We start from the raw sequence: 16747 nt of genomic DNA on the forward strand, positions 1-16747 counted from the left end.
TAGTCGGACCCGCCGGACTTGCGTGCGCCCGCGGTAGCCGGTCGCTTGCCGTTGCTGGCGGCGCGGGACCGGGCCGTCTCGCTGGGTTGCACGGCCACGGGCGGCTCCTTGCTGATCGGGTGGTGCGACATCAGGTCTGTGGTGCGGGTCGAACGCGCGTTCGAATATATCCCGGACGCGGGGGAGTCCGGGACGGCGTCTTTTCGGCCCGCTTGCGGGCAGATTACCCGGATGGCTGGGGGCGTGGTTCCCAACGCGCCGGGATCCGCAGCGTGCCGAGGGTCTCTCGGGGGTGCTCCGGAGGGTGTTCTCGGTAGCTCTGTGTGATCACAGAAGTGCGTCCAGTGGTTTCGCTGTGACTACGCGGACAGCGAACGGGGCCGTCTGACGTCCCGGGGAAGCCCGAAGCCTGGTTGACTGTTCTCTCAGTGTCACCGATGTCCAATCCCGTCAGGGTCCGTCTGGTACGACGGGATGTTCAAGGAGGTCACCAGTGGGTGCTGCCATTGCTCAAGAAACGCTGACCGCGACCGACCGGTGCGACCGTTGCGGTGCTCGTGCTTACGTGCGGGTCACCCTGCCCGGCGGCGGCGAGCTGCTGTTCTGCGGACACCACGGCCACGCGCACAAGGAAGCGCTGACCGCGGCCTCGGCCTCGATCCAGGACGAGTCGCAGAGCCTTACCACCACGCCCAGCACCGCCCCCGAGGGCGAACGCTGAACCGATTTCTGCCCACTACTGACCTGACCTGAGATGAGCGCCGTGGCCCTGCTGACCGCGGCGCTCATCCTTGTCGGCCTGACCGGCGTGATCGTTCCGGTCCTGCCCGGTCTGGTCCTGGTCGCCGCCGGGATCGGGATCTGGGCGGTGGCCGAGTCCTCGGCCGCGGGCTGGACGGTGTTCGGCGTCGCGGCCGCGGTGCTGGTGCTCGGCACGATCGTGAAGTACACGCTGCCCGGAAAGCGGCTGCGCGAGGGCGGTGTGCCGTGGATCACGCTGGCCTTCGGGGCGCTACTGGGAGTCATCGGGTTTTTCCTGATCCCGGTGATCGGCCTGCTGATCGGCTTCGTCCTCGGCATCTATCTGGCCGAGCTGACCCGGCTGGGAAATCACTCGTCCGCCTGGCCCTCCACCCTGGCCGCGGTCCGGGCCGTCGGCCTGTCCATCCTGATCGAACTGGCCGCCGGGCTGATCGCCACCGCCGTCTGGATCGCCGGGCTCATCCTGGTCTGAGCAGCTAGGGCCTGTCCTGTGGATCTTTGCCTACTGCGGGGCACCCGGGACGCCGTCTGACCGCGTCCGGCGTGGCCCCACGCAAAACCATTGCGAGGGGCCCCACCGGCCACGCCCAGCCAGCGCCCCGGGCACCTCCTCGCTACGGCCCTGATCCACAGGACAGGCCCTACTCCTCCCGCCGCCAAGGCGAGCCGAAAGATCCGTCGTGGCAGACGTCCCCCATTGGTCTGCGGCCGCGTCGCAGCGAGGGCGACTTACGGTCGGCGCCGTCGGCCGGGGGATAACCCAGGCTGATTACTCCGACGAGGCGGCGGTCCTCCGGGATGCCCAAGGCTTGGCGGACGTCCGTCGTTCTGGTTGGGGGTACGCCGAAGAAGCAGCCGGCGAGCCCCGAATCCACCGCCGCGAGCAGAACGATGAGCGAGGCCATGCCGGTGTCCACGTCCCAATACGGCACCGGCCAGCGGGATTCGTCGCGGTCGGTCCAACCCTTGTCCGGTTCGGCGTAGCGGTCTAGGTAGGCGTCGCGGTTGGACAGGCAGACGATCAGCGCCGGGGCGGTCTGCATGCCCCGCAGCCAGCGGTCCGGCTCCTTGTCGGGCTCGGCCGTCGCGGTCCAGAACCTGCCTACCTGCTCGGGGGAGCTGAGCACCACGAAGTCCCAGCCCTGGCTGAAGCCTGCGCTCGGGGCCCGGACGGCGAGATCGAGGAGCTTGACCAGGATGTCGCGGGGGACTGGGCGGTTCGGGTCGTAGGTGCGCACCATCCGGCGGGCGCGGACGACATCCTCGAATTCCATGGTCGGAGACTTTCACGGAACGCCCGTGGCGGCGCCGGGGGAATGAACCGCGTGAGCAAAAGGACAGAAGGCCCGACGCGCGTGCCACCGGTTGATGCGTAGCCTGGTGAACGTGGGCCAGGTGATGAACGACCCGCCGGCGCGACCGGGCTACCCCCAGCACTGGGAGGCGGACGTCGTACTGCGCGACGGTGCCACCGCGCACCTACGGCCGATCACCGCCGAGGACGCGGATGCGCTCCAGCGCTTCCACATGCACCAGTCTCCGGACTCCACCTACCTGCGGTTCTTCGCGCCGATGCCCCGTTTGTCGCCGCGCGACCTGCATCACTTCACCAACGTCGACCATCGGGACCGGGCCGCGCTGCTGGCGATCCTGGGCGAGGACATCGTGGGGGTAGGCCGTTACGACCGCCTGGACCGCGGTTCCGACGCAGCCGAGGTGGCGTTCAACATCAGCGACGCGCATCAGGGCCGGGGGATCAGCTCCGTGCTGCTGGAGCACCTGGCCGCGGCTGCCCGGGAGAACGGGATCCGCCGGTTCGTGGCCGACGTGCTGCCCCGCAACCGCAAGATGCTCACCGTGTTCCGTGAGGCCGGGTACGAGCTCACCAGCCGGTTCGACGACGGGGTGATCGAGGTCCGGTTCACCATCGACCCGACCGAGAAGTCCCGGGCGGTGATGGAGTCGCGCGAGCACCGGGCCGAAGCACGCAGCATGGAACGGGTGCTCAGCCCGCGCTCGGTGGCCCTGATCGGGGCGAGCCGGCGCTCGGCCACGGTCGGGCACAAGCTGCTGGCCAACCTGATCGCCGGCGGATTCACCGGTGAGCTGCACATCGTCCACCACGAGGCCGACCAGCTGCTCGGCCGGCCCACCGTGCGCAGCCTGGCCGACATCGAGGGCACGGTCGACCTGGCCCTGGTCGCGATCCCGGCCGAAGGGGTGCTGGACGTGGTGCGCGAGTGCGCCGAGCACGGCGTGCGCGGAATGGTGGTGGTCTCAACCGGTTTCGCCGAGACCGGCGCCGAGGGCCTGGCCCGCCAGCGGGAACTGGTCCGGCTGGCCCGCTCGCACGGGATGCGGGTGGTCGGGCCGAACTCCTGGGGTCTGATCAACGCCGGCGAGGCCGTCCGGCTGAACATGTCGCTGATCCCGGACCTTCCGAAAGAAGGCCGTCTGGGTCTGTTCTCGCAGTCCGGCGGGCTGGCGGTGGCGGTGCTGGACGCGGTCGAGCGGCGCGGTCTGGGGGTGTCCACCTTCCTGTCCGCGGGCAACCGGGCGGACGTCTCGGGCAACGACTGCATGCAGTTCTGGGAAGAGGACGCCAGCACCGACGCAGTAGGCCTGTACCTGGAGAGTTTCGGTAACCCGCGCAAGTTCTCGCGGATCGCCCGGCGGCTGGCCCGGTCCAAACCGGTGATCGTGCTGAAGTCCGGCCTGTCGAGTTTCGGTGTGCCGCCCGGTCATTCGGTGCGGGCATCGACCGCGCCGCGCGAGGCCTTCGACGCGATGCTGCGGCAGTCCGGGTGCATCCGGGTGCAGACCGTGGCCGAGATGCTGGACGTGGCCCAGGTAGTCATGCACCAGCCGATGCCGGCCGGGCCGAACGTGGCCATCGTCGGCAACAGCGACGCGCTGAGCACCCTGATCGCGGACGCCTGCGTGGCCGCGGGCCTGGTGGTCGTGCACAAGCCGGTCGCGCTGCACCCGCAGGCCGACGCCGGGCAGTTCCGCGCGGCGCTGACCGAGGCGTTCGCGGCCGACGAGGTGCACGCGGTGGCGGCCGCGTTCATCCCGCCCATCGCCACCGAAGCCGGGCAGGTGGCCCGGGCGCTGTCCGAGGTGTCGGCCCAGTCCCCGGACATCCCGGTGGTTGCCTGCTTCGTCGGCGTGCACGGGATCAACAGCGCGCTCTCCAACATCCCCTCCTACCCCACGCCGGAAGAAGCCGTAAGGGCACTGGCCAAAGCCGAGTGGTACGCCCGCTGGCGGCGGCGTGACCCGGGGGAGCGGTTCGAGCCCTCCGGCGTGGATCTGGACGCTGCCCGCAAGGTGATCGCCGAGGCACTCGCCGCCTCTCCCTGGGAAGACAGCGCCTTCCTGGAGCCCGAGGCGGCCTCCCGTTTGCTCGCGGCCTTCGGCATCAAGCTATGGCCGCGTACCTCGGTCAGCACCGCCGACGCGGCCGTGCAGGCTGCGCAGGAGATGGGCTACCCGGTGGTGCTGAAGACCACCGCGCCGCACCTGAGGCACCGGGTCGACCTCGGGGGAGTCCGGCTGAACATCGACGACGAGGACGAGCTGCGCGTCGACTTCGCCCAGATGAGCGGGACGCTGGGCACCGACCAGCTGGTCGTGCAGCGGATGGCCGAGCCGGGCGTGGCCTGCGTGCTGCGGACGGTGGAGGACCCGCTCTTCGGGCCGGTGGTCTCGTTCGGCCTGGGCGGCGACGCGGTGGGCCTGCTGGGTGATGTGGCGCACCGGATCCCGCCGCTGACCGACGTGGACATCTCCGACCTGGTGCGCTCGGTGAAGGCCGCCCCCAAACTGTTCGGTCACAAGGGCGCCGCCCCGGTGGACGTGCCTGCGCTGGAGGACGTGCTCGGGCGGCTGGCCGTGCTGGCCGACGAGCTGCCCGAGGTGGCCGAGCTGGAGCTGAACCCGGTGGTGGTGGCCGAGACCGGGCTGGCCGTGCTGGACGCCCAGATCCGGGTGGCCCGGCCGATCGAGCGGGCCGACTCGGTGCGCCGCGAACTGCCCAGCTGAGCCCGGCCGGGCCGGGTGCCTAGGGCGTGTCTGCGCCGGGATCTGGGCGGAGTGACAAGATGGGGCAATGCGTGAAGGACCCGGGACGGACGCCGCCGTGAGCCAGACGAGCGGCCTGCCCGACGAGTTGGTGGCCGAGGTGGAGCGGGCCGGTTTCTACCCGGCACTGGTGCTGGACGCCCTGGACGTGGCGATCGCCGGCGAAGAGGTGCTGTCGTACCTGGTGCAGCAGGAGACCACGTTCGACCGGGTGGAGGTGCGCCGGCACGTCACGGTGCTCTCGCTGACGTCGACCCGGCTGGTGGTGGCGCACGCCGACGACCACGACCCGGACGCGCTCAGCCCCGAGCCCTACGCCTCGGCCTCGACCGAGGCGGTGCCGTTGAGCAAGGTCACCTCGGTGGTGCTCTCACACGCCGTCACCTCGCCCGAGCAGCACCGGGGCGGAGCGGTCCCGCGGGAGCTCAGCCTGACCATCGGCTGGGGCTCGCTGACCCGCGTCGACCTGGAGCCCGCCTCCTGCGCCGACCCGGACTGCGAGGCCGACCACGGTTACACCGGCACCCTGGCCTCCGACGACATCACGGTCCGGCTCTCGGCCGAGGCCGAGGGGGAGCCCGCGGTCCGCAAGGCTGCCGGGTTCGCCCGGGCCCTGTCGGCCGCCACCGCCCGCGCCTGATGCGCACCCTCGCCGACGTCCTGCCCTCGGTCGCCCTCTCCCTGGACAAGAAACGCGGTCCGCTGCCCAAGGCCCGCACGGTCGTGGTGATGCTGGTGGACGGCCTGGGCGATCAGCTGCTCAAAGCCAGCTCCGGCCACGCACCGTTCCTGCGCCGGCTGCGCCAGAACCCGCACTCCACCCGGCTGAGCTCGGGCTTCCCCAGCACCACGGCCACCAGCCTGGGCATGCTCGGCACCGGTCTGCCGCCCGGCGCGCACGGCCTGGTCGCCCTCGACGTCCTCGACCCGGACCGCGACCAGCTGTTCAACGAGCTGATGTGGGACCCGGCGGTCGACCCGCGCGCCTGGCAGCCCGCCCCCACCGTGTTCGAGCAGGTGGTGGCGGCCGGCCGGGAAGTGGTCCGGATCGGCCCGGGCTACTTCGACGGTTCCGGCCTGACCGAGGCGGTGCAGCGCGGGGGCCGGTTCGTGGCCGCCCAGTCGCTGGACGAACGGGTCGAGGTGGCGATCACCGCCGCCCGCCGGGCCAAGGGCCAGGGCGCGCTGATCTACCTGTACTGGGGCGACCTGGACAAGATCGGCCACGAGCAGGGCTGCCGTTCCTGGCGCTGGACCGCCGAGCTGGAGAGGGTGGACGCCGCCGCCCAGGCCCTCGCCGCCGGTCTGCCCGCCGACTCCATGCTGGTGATCACCGCCGACCACGGCATGGTCGACGTGCCCTTCGAGAACCGGCTGGACATCGCCGACGAGCCCGAACTACTCACCGGGGTAAGGCATCTGGGCGGGGAACCGCGCTCGCTGCAGCTGTACTGCGAAGCCGGCGCGGCCGACGACGTGGCCGCCGCCTGGCACGCCCGGGTGGGGCAGGACATGACCGTGGTCACCCGCGAACAGGCCGTGGACGAGGGGTGGTTCGGCCCGGTCGAGCCGCACGTCCTACCCCGGATCGGCGATGTACTCACCGCGGCGATCACCGAGGTAGCGGTGGTCGACTCCCGGACCGCTCGCCCGCAGGTTCTACGGCTGCTCGGGTTACACGGTTCGCGGACCAGCGTGGAGACCGAGATCCCGCTCCTGGTCTCACAGACCTGACTACCGACCAATGGGGGACGTCCGTGCGCGTCTGGCGCACAACGTCTCCAGTTCGGTTCTAGGTCACCACAAACCAACGGGGGACGTGGTGCGCGCCTGACGCACCACGTCCCCCATCGGTTGTTGTCGTTTCAGTCGCGACGCTGGCCGAAAACGATGTCGTCCCAAGAAGGAACGCTGGCCCGGCGCTGCTTGCGGTTGCTCGCCGGCCGACGACCGGCCGGAACCGGGGCGGGCTCCTCCTTCTCGGCGGCGGCCACGTCGACCACCCGCTCGGGATCCTCCGCCTCGGCCTTCTTCTCGCGGTCGGCCCGCTCCAGCTCGGCCTTCTCCCGCTCGGACCGTTCGCGGCGTTCCCGCTCGACCCGTTCCCGCTCGCGTTCGGAGCGCTCCCGCTCACCGCGGTCACGGCCCAGGCTGTCGCGGTCGGGCCGATCCGCCCGCGCCGTCGACTCGGCCGAGTCCAGGTCGTACACCGACTCGGCCTCAGGGAGCACCAGCACCTCCCCGTCGCGCGCATCCTGCGGACGGGACCGGGCCGGGTGCGCCGCCGGTGGCTCACCCATGGTGTCGCTGCGGCTGAGCAGCGTGTCGATCGCCTCGCGCACGGGATCGGGCTGCCCCCCGCGCTCCTCCTCTTCGCTGACCGCGCGATTACGGCGCCCCCGCCGCTCGCGCAGCGTGTCCAGCAGATTGACGGCGGCGGGCTCCTCGTACGTCGCGCGCGCCGTGATCTCCTGGTCGTACGGGCGGTCGGCGCCGCGTACCGTGCTCAGCCGGCGCATCCCGGTCGGCGCGGTCGCAGCCGCCTCGGCCTGGGGCTGCGGCGGTTCGTCCTCGGTGAGCCAGCGGGCTTCGTCGTTGTGCGGGGTGACCTGCCGCAGACCGGCGTTGTAGGTCCAGCGCGCCTGCCGCCGGGTGGAACCGGCGATGAACTCCAGCGACAGCACCCACAGGCCGTCGTCGCCGCGCCAGGCGTCCCAGGTAGTGCTGTCCAGGTCGACCTCGCGGGCCACCAGGCGCTCGGTCACCGTCTCGTCCAGCGAGAGGGACTCGCCGCCGCCCGGACGCCGCACCCGCACCCGGCGGGCCTGCTCCGAGACGTACTCACGCTCGGCCAGCACCGGACCCTCGTACTTGCGCACGTGCTCCAGCGCCAGCCCGGCCGCCTCGGCCACTTCCTCGGCCGTCTCGCCGGCTCTTATCCGGGCCTGGATCTCCCGGGGCCGCAGCCGGCCCTCTGTCTCGATCTGGATCTGGCTCAGCCGGGCCCGGTCCCGGCGGATCGCCGCGCGCAGCGCGTCGTCCACCCGTAACCGGAAGCGCTGGCCGTTCGGGCCGGAGAGCAGCAGGTGCTCCCCGTCCTCGTGGACGCCGACGAGCGAAAGATCTTCCATGTTCACTCCCTCCGGCAACCCCAGGTCAGATCGGACCTGCGTGAAGACTGTGCCACTTCGTACCTCGTCGGCGAAGCACATGACTGGGCGAGTCGGCGATCCATCCAAACCACACCCATCTCCCCGTTGTCCACATTGAACACGGGGTATCGATGAAATCACACTGAGTGTAGGGCTCGGGAGGGGACCGATCCTGGACGGGTTCGGGCGGTCCCGGTGGGAGGCGCGCCGGTCGGCGGCTGGTCGGCGATTGGTACGGCGCGGCGACCTGGACCCGGACGCGCGGGTCGCGGCGCGACTTGGCAGGATCTACGGGTGAGCTCCTTGAAGCCGTACGACGCCGTCCTCCTGCTCTCGTTCGGCGGGCCCGAGGCCCCGGACGAGGTGATGCCGTTCCTGGAGAACGTGACCCGGGGACGGGGCATCCCGCGCGAGCGACTCGAAGAGGTCGAGGTGCACTACCAGCACTTCGGCGGCCGCAGCCCGATCAACGACGAGAACCGGCTGCTGCTGGCGAACCTGCGCGAGCAGCTCGACCTGGCCGGGGTCGGGGACGTGCCGGTCTACTGGGGTAACCGTAACTGGGCCCCCTTCACCACCGACGTGCTGCGCGAGGCCCACGAGGCCGGCGCCCGGCGCGTGCTCACGGTGGTCACCAGCGCCTACCCCAGCTACTCCGGCTGCCGGCAGTACCGCGAGGACCTGGCCGAGGCGCTGATCACGCTCTCCCGTGAGGGCCGCAGCCTGCGGATCGACAAGATCCGGCACTACTTCGACCAGGACGGCTTCCTGCAGCCGATCGCCGACTCGGTCGCAGCGGCGCTGCAGAGCCTGCCCGACGGCTCGCGCGTGGTCTTCGTGACGCACTCGATCCCGGATGTCATGGACGACGCTTCCGGCCCCCTCGGCAACGCCTACACCCAGACCCACCGCGAGGCGTGCGCCGCGGTGGCCGAGCGGGTCGGCACGGTGCCGGAGTGGGACCTGGTCTACTGCTCGCGCTCCGGCCCGCCCTCGCAGCCCTGGCTGGAGCCGGACATCGGCGACCACCTGGCCGAGCTCAAGGCCAAAGGGGTGCCCGGGGTGGTGGTCGTGCCGATCGGCTTCGTCAGCGACCACATGGAGGTCGTGTTCGACCTGGACACCGAGGCCGAGGAGATCGCCCAGGGCCTGGACCTGCCGTTCGTCCGGGCGGCCACGTCCGGCCGGGCCCCGGCCTTCGCCGCCTCGCTGGCCCGGCTGGTGGTGGAGCGGGCGGCGGCCGAGCGCGGCGAGAACCCGCAGCGGCCCTCCGAGGCCGGCGCCGGCGCCTGGCACGACGTCTGCCCGGCCACCTGCTGCACCAACCTGCGCAACCCGGACAAGCCCGCGGCCTGCGGGGTGGACTGGGTGCTGCCGATCGACAAGAGCGCCGAGGCCTCGGCCGCCCCGGTCGGCGAGGCGGCCCGATGAGCTCCGCCGGGGTGGATCCGGCCGGGCTGCGCGAACTGGCCGAGCAGGTCGCCCGGGCCGGCGGTGACCTGATCCGGGCCGGTCTGGCCGAGGACCCGGACGCCCGCGAGGTCTCCGGCACCAAGTCCAGCTCCACCGACATCGTCACGGCGATGGACCAGGCCGTGGAGCGGCTGCTGCGCGAGCGCCTGGCCGAGGCCCGGCCGGCCGACGGCCTGCTCGGTGAGGAGGCCGGCTACAGCCCGGGGGAGTCCGGCCTGACCTGGGTGCTGGACCCGATCGACGGCACCGTGAACTACCGCTACGGGATCGACGCGTACGCGGTCAGCGTGGCCGTGGTCGAGGGCGACCCGACGGTGGACGGGGCCTGGCAGCCGGTCGCGGCCTGCGTGCACAACCCGGCCACCGGCGAGACCTGGACGGCCGGGCGGGGCCTGGGGGCGCAACTGCAGCCCGGGGACGGCTCGGCGCCGCGGGAGCTGAAGCTGGGGCCGCCGCCGGAGCTCGGCCAGGCCCTGGTGGCCACCGGCTTCGGATATGCCGCGACCCGTCGGGCCGGACAGGCCCGGGTGCTGACCGGGGTGCTCCCGCAGGTGCGTGACATCCGCCGCATCGGCAGTGCATCGCTGGACCTGTGCGGGGTGGCGACCGGGACCGTGGACGCCTACTACGAGCGGGGCGTGAACGTCTGGGACATCGCCGCAGCGGTGCTGGTGCTCACCGAGGCGGGTGGTGCGCTGGCCGGCCTGCGTGGGGCTCCGGCCGGTGGGGCGATGGTCGTCGGAGCGGCGTCCCCCCTCCTGGAGGGGCTGTGCGACGTCCTCGGGCAGCTGGACGCCGACTCCGACCCGACCTAGGCCCGGCCGAGGGTGGTCCCTCAGGCGGTGGCCTCACCGGCGCGGCCCTGGGGGACCGACAGGCCGTAGGCGCTCAGCGACTCGGCCACTCCCTCCAGGGTGATGCTGTGGTCGGCCGCCACCCGGGCGATCGACTCGATCTGGTCGAGCGAGACGTTGACGAGGTACTCGTCACCGCTGTTCTGTGCCTCCTGGAGCCAGCTCAGCGCCTCTGCCGCACGGCCCCTGATCTGCGCGACGAACTCGCTCATGTGGTTTTCTCCCTCACTCGCCCCCGGACGCCAATCCGCGAGCCCAACAGCGCCGGAAGCCATCTCCTCCGGCACTGGCGCAGGTTGCGCCCCACGGGTGATGACGGGCCGGTTAAGCCCGCGCAACGACCGTGAGACGCACTGCACCGGCGGCCACTCTACGTTCGACGCTTAGTTGCCGGACAGGGCGGTCCGGTGCCGTCCGTCGAACACGTGCGGGAACATTTCGTAACGTCCACCCGTTAGGCGCCACATCCGGGTACGGAGAGTTATCGGCGGTTCTCACTGTGACGGGAATCGGTGTCGATCTCTCGGTGTGCCGGTATGGCCAAGCAGGCTCGACTGGTGCACAATCCCTGCCGCGAGAGCGGGCACAAATCCGGCCCCGGGCGCGTTAGTCCACAGTCCGGTAGCAACGACCTTGATCCAGCAGGGCGCGAGCACCGCATTCGGCGACAGCACCACCAGCAAAGCAACGACCAGCAATCCTGTTCTCATGGGGGCAGCGCGCACCAGACCGGGTTCGCATGTGCGAATCCGGTACCGGGGCACGTCCCGCGTGAGTTCCACACACCGGAGCGTGACCTAAAGATGGCAACCGACTACGACGCGCCGCGCAAGACCGACGACGACCTCAACGAGGACTCGCTCGAGGAACTGAAGGCCCGCCGGGTGGACAAGTCCGCCGGGCAGGTCGACGAGGACGAGACCGAGGCGGCCGAAGGTTTCGAGCTGCCCGGTGCCGACCTGTCCAACGAGGAGCTGTCCGTCCGGGTGCTGCCTCGTCAGGCGGACGAGTTCACCTGCATGAGCTGCTTCCTGGTGCACCACCGCAGCCAGCTGGCCGGCGAGAAGAACGGCCAGCTGATCTGCAAGGAATGCGCGGCCTGATCTGCAGGGGTGGGCGCTGGGGGCTCGTGCGGCCGTGACGGCTACGAGCCCAGCGCCCGTACCCACTCCTGCGGGCGGCGGGTCGACAGCAGCCAGTACGGCGTGGGGTCCTGCGGGTCGTCCAGGGTGACCTTGATCCCGGTCTTCACCCAGGCCCGGGTGCTGCGGTAGGCCCGGGCATCCAGCCCGGCGCCCAGCGCTGTCCTCATCTCGGCCGCGTCCAGCGGCTCGACCTTGGCGACCAGCGTGGCCGGCACCTTGGCGCGCCCGGCGCTGAACACGCCCTTGGTCAGGTCCAGCCGGGGCGTCCAGAGCACCACCAGGCCGAGCACCACCGCGGCCATCACCACCGCCGTGCCGATCGCGAAGGGCACGTTGATCGGGCCCGGGATCAGCCCGAAGGCCGCTCCGAAGGCAGTGAAACCCAGCCATACGCCGGGGGTCGGCCACAGGGACTCGGTGAGGTTCTTGACCTTCTGGGCCGGGGCGGAAGCCGCCGCCGGGGTCTGATCCGGGCTCATGTGAGCAGCTTCCCACGCCGCCTTCGGGCCACCTCGCACCACCCGTCCGCGACCTGCGCAGACGGCTGCGTCGGCCCAAGGCACCGGAGCAGGTCCCGGTGCTGGATAGGCTGTCCGACCGTGAGCACGTCTTCCGCGCCTTCGGGCGCCTCCGCGGACTGGGCGGACTTCGTCCCGGGCCAGGTCGAGGTGCTGGTCCAGCGCCTGGATCCCGAGCTTCCGGTGCCCGGTTATGCGCACCCGGGCGACGCCGGGGCCGACCTGGTCACCTCGATCGACGTCACGCTGGCCCCGGGCGAGCGGCAGACCGTCCCGACCGGCATCGCGATCGCGCTGCCCGAGGGGTACGCCGCCTTCGTCCACCCCCGCTCCGGCCTGGCCGCGCGTCTCGGGTTGACGGTGGTCAATGCGCCCGGCACGGTCGATGCGGGATATCGCGGCGAGATCCGGGTCACCCTGCTGAACACCGACCGCAGCACCCCGGTGGAACTGCGTCGCGGTGACCGGATCGCGCAACTGGTGGTCCAGCCGGTCAGCCGGGCGTTCTTCATCGAGGCCGGCAGCCTGCCGGGCTCGGCCCGCGGGGCCGGCGGGTTCGGCTCCACCGGCGGTTTCGGCACCACTCAGAGCACGAGCGGCACCACCGCGGGCGTTGACGGCGCCGACGACGGCACGGGCTTGGGAACGCAACGAGGAGAGCACTGATGAGCTGGTTCCGACGCAACAAGGGGGACGAGTCGTCCCCGACCGACGAGCCGGAGACCACCTCCGCGGCGTCCGGGGACGCGGACGCGGACGCGGTGGCCCCGGTCTCGGGTCCCACCGAGGTGTACGACCGCTCGAACGGCCCCTGGGACGAGTCCGAGGCCGACCCGGAGGTCACCTACATCGATCTCGGCGCGATCCGGCTGCCCGCCAAGGAGGGCACCATCCAGATGCGCCTGGAGATCGAGGAGAAGACCAACAAGGTCATCGCGGCCACCGTCCAGCTCAACGACTCCGCCGTGCAGCTGCAGGCCTTCGCCGCGCCGCGCACCTCGGGGATCTGGGACGACATCCGGGCCGAGATCTCCGCCAGCGTGAGCCGGCAGGGCGGCGAGGTCGACGACGTGCCCGGCGTGTTCGGCCGTGAGCTCCTGGCCAAGGTGCCCGCGCGTACCCCCGACGGCCGCACGGTGCTGCAGCCGGCCCGGTTCTCCGGGGTCGACGGCCCGCGCTGGTTCCTGCGCGCGGTGTTCCACGGGGCGGCGGCGCTGGACGAGGAGAAGGCGCTGGAGCTGGAGAGTCTGGTCCGCGACGTGGTGGTGGTCCGCGGCACCGAGGCGATGGCCCCGCGCGAGCTGCTGCCGCTGAGCCTGCCGGACAACGCGCACCCGGCCGACGGCGAGGAAGCCGGCCAGGCCGCCGGCGAAGGCCAGAAGGAAACCCTGCGTCCGCCCGAGCGAGGCCCGGAGATCACCGAAGTGCGCTGACCCGCGCAATCCAGGATTTGCTTTCCTCGTCCGGTGACGGTGGGCGCATCCCAGGATCGGGGCAATAAAGTTTGCTATACCCAGATTTTATTGCCCCGATGTAGCGAACCGCACCCTGCGAGCAGCGAGTGGCTGAGTCCGTCCCGGAGCCGAGGCGCCCTGGCGCTGCACTCTGTTTCTGGGCAGCCGGGTATCTGAGATATAGACCGCCGGCCCGGCCCCTGGGCGATTTCCTCGGCCAGAGCTCCTCGGAGCTTCTAAGGGCGTCTCAGAGCGCCTGGGCAGGGCGCATGCTCGGGGCCTGCCCCGTCCGGCTGAACTCTCGGCCACTTCCTGTTCCGTCGTTTCGGCCGGGCGGCTGCCTGCCGTCTAGGTGCCCGATCACGCAGTGTCGGCCGAGGGTGCCCGATGGTGTCCCGTCAGTACGCCAAGAACGAGGCGCACTACCGGAATAGAATGTGAAACAGCCTGTTGAGCAACAGGTCGACACCTGCAAAAGAGTGCGCATGGCCACTTCCGGATCAGGCCGGGAGCGGGCAGGAAGCAGGTTCGTGATGGGTACGCTGAAGGCCGTGGGTAAGCAGATCACCGGTGATCAGGCGCCGGTCAGGCAGGTCGTGGCGCAGGCCGGACCGCACGCTGGAGCACCGGCCGAAAAGCAGACCGGGTCGCCGGGCCGTTCCGGTTTCTTCCGGGCCCTGGCCCGGTTCACCGCACCGCAGCACGTGGTGCACGCCGACGAAGAGCACGAGCAGGCCGTCCGGCTCGGCGGTACCCCGATCGACCAGCTCCGCTCCCGCCAGCAGGCCATGGTCTGCGGCACCCTGCGCGCTGTCACCCTGCGCCCCCGGGCCGGGGTTCCCGCGCTGGTCGCCGAGTTGTACGACGGCACCGGCAGCATCTCGGTGGTCTGGCTGGGCCGCCGGCACATCGGTGGGGTCGAGCCCGGCCGCCGCATCCGGGTCCAGGGTGTGGTGTGCGAGGCGAGCGGTACGGCCACCATCTTCAACCCGCGTTACGAGCTGGTTCCGGGCGGTCCGAGCTGACCTCGGGTTAGGCTCACCGACCAGACCAGTCACGAACTAGAGCCGACCGGAGCTGAACAGAGCCGATGCCGGACCAGCCGCGCGGGCACGCCCCCGCACCTGGAGACCACCACCGCGCCGAGCAGGTGGCCGAGAACGCCGCCGAGAAGGCCGGCAAGAGTTCGTTCGCCCAGGCCGTGGCGGACGAGTTCGACCTGAAGAAGGCGATCGGCGGCCCGCGCGGGGTGATCGAGTCGATCCTGCCCTACACGGTCTTCTCGATCGCCTTCGCGATCACCCAGGAGCTGCGGCCCTCGGTCTACGCCGCGCTGACCCCGCTGGTGGTGCTGGCCCTGGTCCGGCTGGTCCGGCGCGAGCCGCTGACCCAGATCTTCTCCGGGGCGATCGGGATCGGGATCGGCGCCTACATCGCCAGCAAGACCGGCCGGGCCTCGGACTTCTTCCTGCCCAGCATCCTGAAGAACGGCGGCTCGGCGCTCGGCGCGATGCTCTCGATCGCGGTGCGCTGGCCGATCGTCGGGGTGTTCGTCGGCCCGCTCACCGGCGAGATGTTCGAGTGGCGCAAGAACCGGCCGCGGTACAAGGCTTTCGTCACCGCGACCTGGATCTTCGTGGCGCTGTTCCTGGTCCGCCTGGTGGTCCAGGTGCCGCTGATCATCGCCGACCAGACCTCGCTGCTGGGCATGCTGAACGGCCTGGTGCTGGGCCTGCCGCTGTTCGCGGTGGCGCTCTGGCTGATCTGGCGGGTGCTGAGCAAGGTCCCCCCGGCGACCGTCGGTACCCCCGCACCCCCCAAGGCGCACTGACCTCAGCCGCGCGGGTTGAGCAGTTCCTGCAACGGGTCCTCGCTCTCCGGCACGGTGATGAACATCAGCTCGTCACCGGCCTCCAGCGCGTCGTCCCGGCTCGGCGCGATCGGCCGTTCCCCCCGGATGATCCCGACCAGCACGGTGTCGGCGGGCCAGACGATCTCGCCCACCGTGGTCCCGGCCAGCGGCGACTCGGCCGGCAGGGTCAGCTCGACCATCGAGGCCTGACCCTGCTGGAAGGTGAAGATCCGGACCAGTTCACCGACCGAGACGGCCTCCTCGACCAGCGCCGTCATCAGCCGCGGGGTGGAGACCGCGACGTCCACGCCCCAGGCCTCGTCGAACATCCACTCGTTGGCCGGGGTGTTCACCCGGGCCACCGTGCGCGGCACCCCGTACTCGGTCTTGGACAGCAGCGAGACCACCAGGTTGGCCTTGTCGTCGCCGCTGGCTGCCACCACCACGTCGCACTCGGCCAGCCCGGCGTCGGCCAGTGAAGTGATCTCGCAGGCGTCGGCCAGCAGCCACTCCGCCTCCGGCACGCTCGTCACCCGGATCGCGTTCGGGTCCTTGTCGATCAGCAGCACCCGGTGCCCGTTGGTGAGCAGTTCCCGCGCGATCGAGCGGCCCACACTCCCGGCTCCGACGATGACGATCCGCATCAGTGCTCATCCTTCGACGGCGGTACGGCCATTCTCTGCTCCACCGAGGTGAGCCGGTCGTGGCGCAGCACGAAGTGCACCAGGTCGCCCTCCTGGTAGAGCGTGTCGGCCCCGGGGACGATGCCCTCGCCCAGGCGGGTCAGGAAGGCCACGCGCGCCTCGGAAGCCGCCTCCAGGGAGACCATCCGGCGGCCCACCCATCCGGTGTGCACCTGTACCTCGGCCAGGATCACCGCGCCGGATGGATCGCGGTACTCGGAGATCGCGCCCGCCGGCAGCAGACGCCGGGCCATCTGGTCGGCCGTCCAGCGCACCGTGGCGACGGTGGGGATGCCCAGACGTTGGTAGACCTCGGCGCGTCCGGGGTCGTAGATCCGGGCCACCACGTTGCTCACCCCGAACGTCTCCCTGGCCACCCGGGCGGCCAGGATGTTGGAGTTGTCGCCGTTGCTGACCGCGGCGAACGCGTAGGCGTCCTCGATCCCAGCCTCGGTCAGGGTGTCCCGGTCGAACCCGGGCCCGACCACCCGCCGTCCCTCGAAATGCGGCCCCAGCCGTCGGAAGGCGTTCGCGTTCTGGTCCACCACCGCGACGGTGTGCCCGCGGTCCTCGACCATCTGGGCCAGGGTGGAGCCGGTCCGGCCGCATCCCATGATCACGAAGTGCACGTCTCGTCGGCCCTCTCAGCTGACCTGTCTGGCGCGGTGCGGCCGCCTCTCGGCCTGACCCGTCGCTGAAGGTACACCGCTGCGGCGGGCGGGCCGGCTCCCCGGGCGCAGCACCCGGGCCGTCGGCGGCAACTTTTCCCTC

18 protein-coding genes are annotated in these 16747 nt (G+C 71.1%); 12 read left to right on the forward strand and 6 right to left on the reverse strand.

The features are described from left to right. Positions 1-493 precede the first annotated feature (493 nt). The gene (locus tag LR394_RS25080; protein WP_231446487.1) at positions 494-721 is read left to right on the forward strand and encodes a DUF7455 domain-containing protein; all 228 of its coding nucleotides are present in this window, start codon (positions 494-496) and stop codon (positions 719-721) included. Positions 722-754: 33 nt separating this feature from the next. Next, on the forward strand, positions 755-1234 hold the full coding sequence (locus tag LR394_RS25085) for a DUF456 domain-containing protein (protein WP_231446488.1): 480 nt from the start codon (positions 755-757) through the stop codon (positions 1232-1234). Between the two features lie 169 nt (positions 1235-1403). Here LR394_RS25085 and LR394_RS25090 read toward each other — a convergent pair whose 3' ends face one another. Further along, positions 1404-2036, reverse strand: coding sequence for a nitroreductase family protein (locus tag LR394_RS25090; protein WP_231446490.1), 633 nt, complete (start codon positions 2034-2036; stop codon positions 1404-1406). Between the two features lie 112 nt (positions 2037-2148). Here LR394_RS25090 and LR394_RS25095 point away from each other — a divergent pair, with 112 nt between their 5' ends. The 3 genes from LR394_RS25095 (at position 2149) to LR394_RS25105 (ending at position 6579) form a co-directional block, all read left to right on the forward strand. Further along, the gene (locus tag LR394_RS25095) at positions 2149-4806 is read left to right on the forward strand and encodes a bifunctional acetate--CoA ligase family protein/GNAT family N-acetyltransferase (RefSeq protein WP_231446492.1); all 2658 of its coding nucleotides are present in this window, start codon (positions 2149-2151) and stop codon (positions 4804-4806) included. Positions 4807-4903: 97 nt separating this feature from the next. Further along, positions 4904-5485, forward strand: a complete 582-nt coding sequence (locus LR394_RS25100) for a DUF5998 family protein (RefSeq protein ID WP_231446493.1) — start codon at positions 4904-4906, stop codon at positions 5483-5485. Further along, entirely contained in the window at positions 5485-6579 is a 1095-nt protein-coding gene (locus LR394_RS25105; protein WP_231446494.1) for an alkaline phosphatase family protein, read from the forward strand. The genes LR394_RS25100 and LR394_RS25105 overlap by 1 nt, the downstream gene beginning before the upstream one ends. 131 nt (positions 6580-6710) lie before the next feature. Here the strand turns inward: LR394_RS25105 and sepH are convergent, their stop codons facing one another. Further along, positions 6711-7976 (reverse strand): septation protein SepH, encoded by a 1266-nt coding sequence (gene sepH / locus LR394_RS25110; RefSeq protein ID WP_231446495.1) that lies wholly within the window; start codon positions 7974-7976, stop codon positions 6711-6713. 315 nt (positions 7977-8291) lie between these two features. On the opposite strand from sepH, the gene LR394_RS25115 reads away from it, so the two are divergent. Next, complete coding sequence (locus tag LR394_RS25115) at positions 8292-9428, forward strand: ferrochelatase (protein WP_231446496.1); 1137 nt, start codon at positions 8292-8294, stop codon at positions 9426-9428. Beyond that, positions 9425-10285: an inositol monophosphatase family protein gene (locus LR394_RS25120; RefSeq protein ID WP_231446497.1), complete on the forward strand. Its 861-nt coding sequence runs from the start codon at positions 9425-9427 to the stop codon at positions 10283-10285. Before LR394_RS25115 ends, LR394_RS25120 begins: the two co-directional genes overlap by 4 nt. Positions 10286-10305: 20 nt before the next feature. Here LR394_RS25120 and LR394_RS25125 read toward each other — a convergent pair whose 3' ends face one another. After that, the gene (locus tag LR394_RS25125; RefSeq protein ID WP_231446498.1) at positions 10306-10536 is read right to left on the reverse strand and encodes a hypothetical protein; all 231 of its coding nucleotides are present in this window, start codon (positions 10534-10536) and stop codon (positions 10306-10308) included. 591 nt (positions 10537-11127) lie between these two features. Between LR394_RS25125 and LR394_RS25130 the strand changes: the two genes are divergently transcribed. After that, on the forward strand, positions 11128-11427 hold the full coding sequence (locus LR394_RS25130) for a DUF4193 domain-containing protein (protein WP_231446499.1): 300 nt from the start codon (positions 11128-11130) through the stop codon (positions 11425-11427). Positions 11428-11468: 41 nt separating this feature from the next. Here LR394_RS25130 and LR394_RS25135 read toward each other — a convergent pair whose 3' ends face one another. Beyond that, positions 11469-11948 carry a DUF3093 domain-containing protein gene (locus LR394_RS25135; protein ID WP_231446501.1) on the reverse strand — a complete coding sequence of 160 codons (480 nt, stop codon included), beginning with the start codon at positions 11946-11948 and terminating at the stop codon, positions 11469-11471. Positions 11949-12137: 189 nt separating this feature from the next. Here LR394_RS25135 and dut point away from each other — a divergent pair, with 189 nt between their 5' ends. From dut to LR394_RS25155, 4 genes are all read left to right on the forward strand, one after another. Continuing rightward, the gene (gene dut, locus LR394_RS25140; protein WP_407937125.1) at positions 12138-12653 is read left to right on the forward strand and encodes a dUTP diphosphatase; all 516 of its coding nucleotides are present in this window, start codon (positions 12138-12140) and stop codon (positions 12651-12653) included. After that, on the forward strand, positions 12653-13420 hold the full coding sequence (locus tag LR394_RS25145) for a DUF3710 domain-containing protein (protein ID WP_231446505.1): 768 nt from the start codon (positions 12653-12655) through the stop codon (positions 13418-13420). Before dut ends, LR394_RS25145 begins: the two co-directional genes overlap by 1 nt. A 554-nt stretch (positions 13421-13974) precedes the next feature. After that, on the forward strand, positions 13975-14466 hold the full coding sequence (locus LR394_RS25150; RefSeq protein WP_231446507.1) for an OB-fold nucleic acid binding domain-containing protein: 492 nt from the start codon (positions 13975-13977) through the stop codon (positions 14464-14466). Positions 14467-14531: 65 nt separating this feature from the next. Next, on the forward strand, positions 14532-15272 hold the full coding sequence (locus LR394_RS25155) for a DUF3159 domain-containing protein (RefSeq protein ID WP_231446509.1): 741 nt from the start codon (positions 14532-14534) through the stop codon (positions 15270-15272). A gap of 2 nt (positions 15273-15274) precedes the next feature. Here LR394_RS25155 and LR394_RS25160 read toward each other — a convergent pair whose 3' ends face one another. After that, complete coding sequence (locus LR394_RS25160; protein ID WP_231446511.1) at positions 15275-15937, reverse strand: potassium channel family protein; 663 nt, start codon at positions 15935-15937, stop codon at positions 15275-15277. Continuing rightward, positions 15937-16605 carry a potassium channel family protein gene (locus LR394_RS25165; protein WP_407937121.1) on the reverse strand — a complete coding sequence of 223 codons (669 nt, stop codon included), beginning with the start codon at positions 16603-16605 and terminating at the stop codon, positions 15937-15939. The genes LR394_RS25160 and LR394_RS25165 overlap by 1 nt, the downstream gene beginning before the upstream one ends. Between the last annotated feature and the right edge of the window lie 142 nt (positions 16606-16747).

This window comes from Kineosporia babensis (assembly GCF_021129305.1).
GTDB lineage: Bacteria > Actinomycetota > Actinomycetes > Actinomycetales > Kineosporiaceae > Kineosporia > Kineosporia babensis.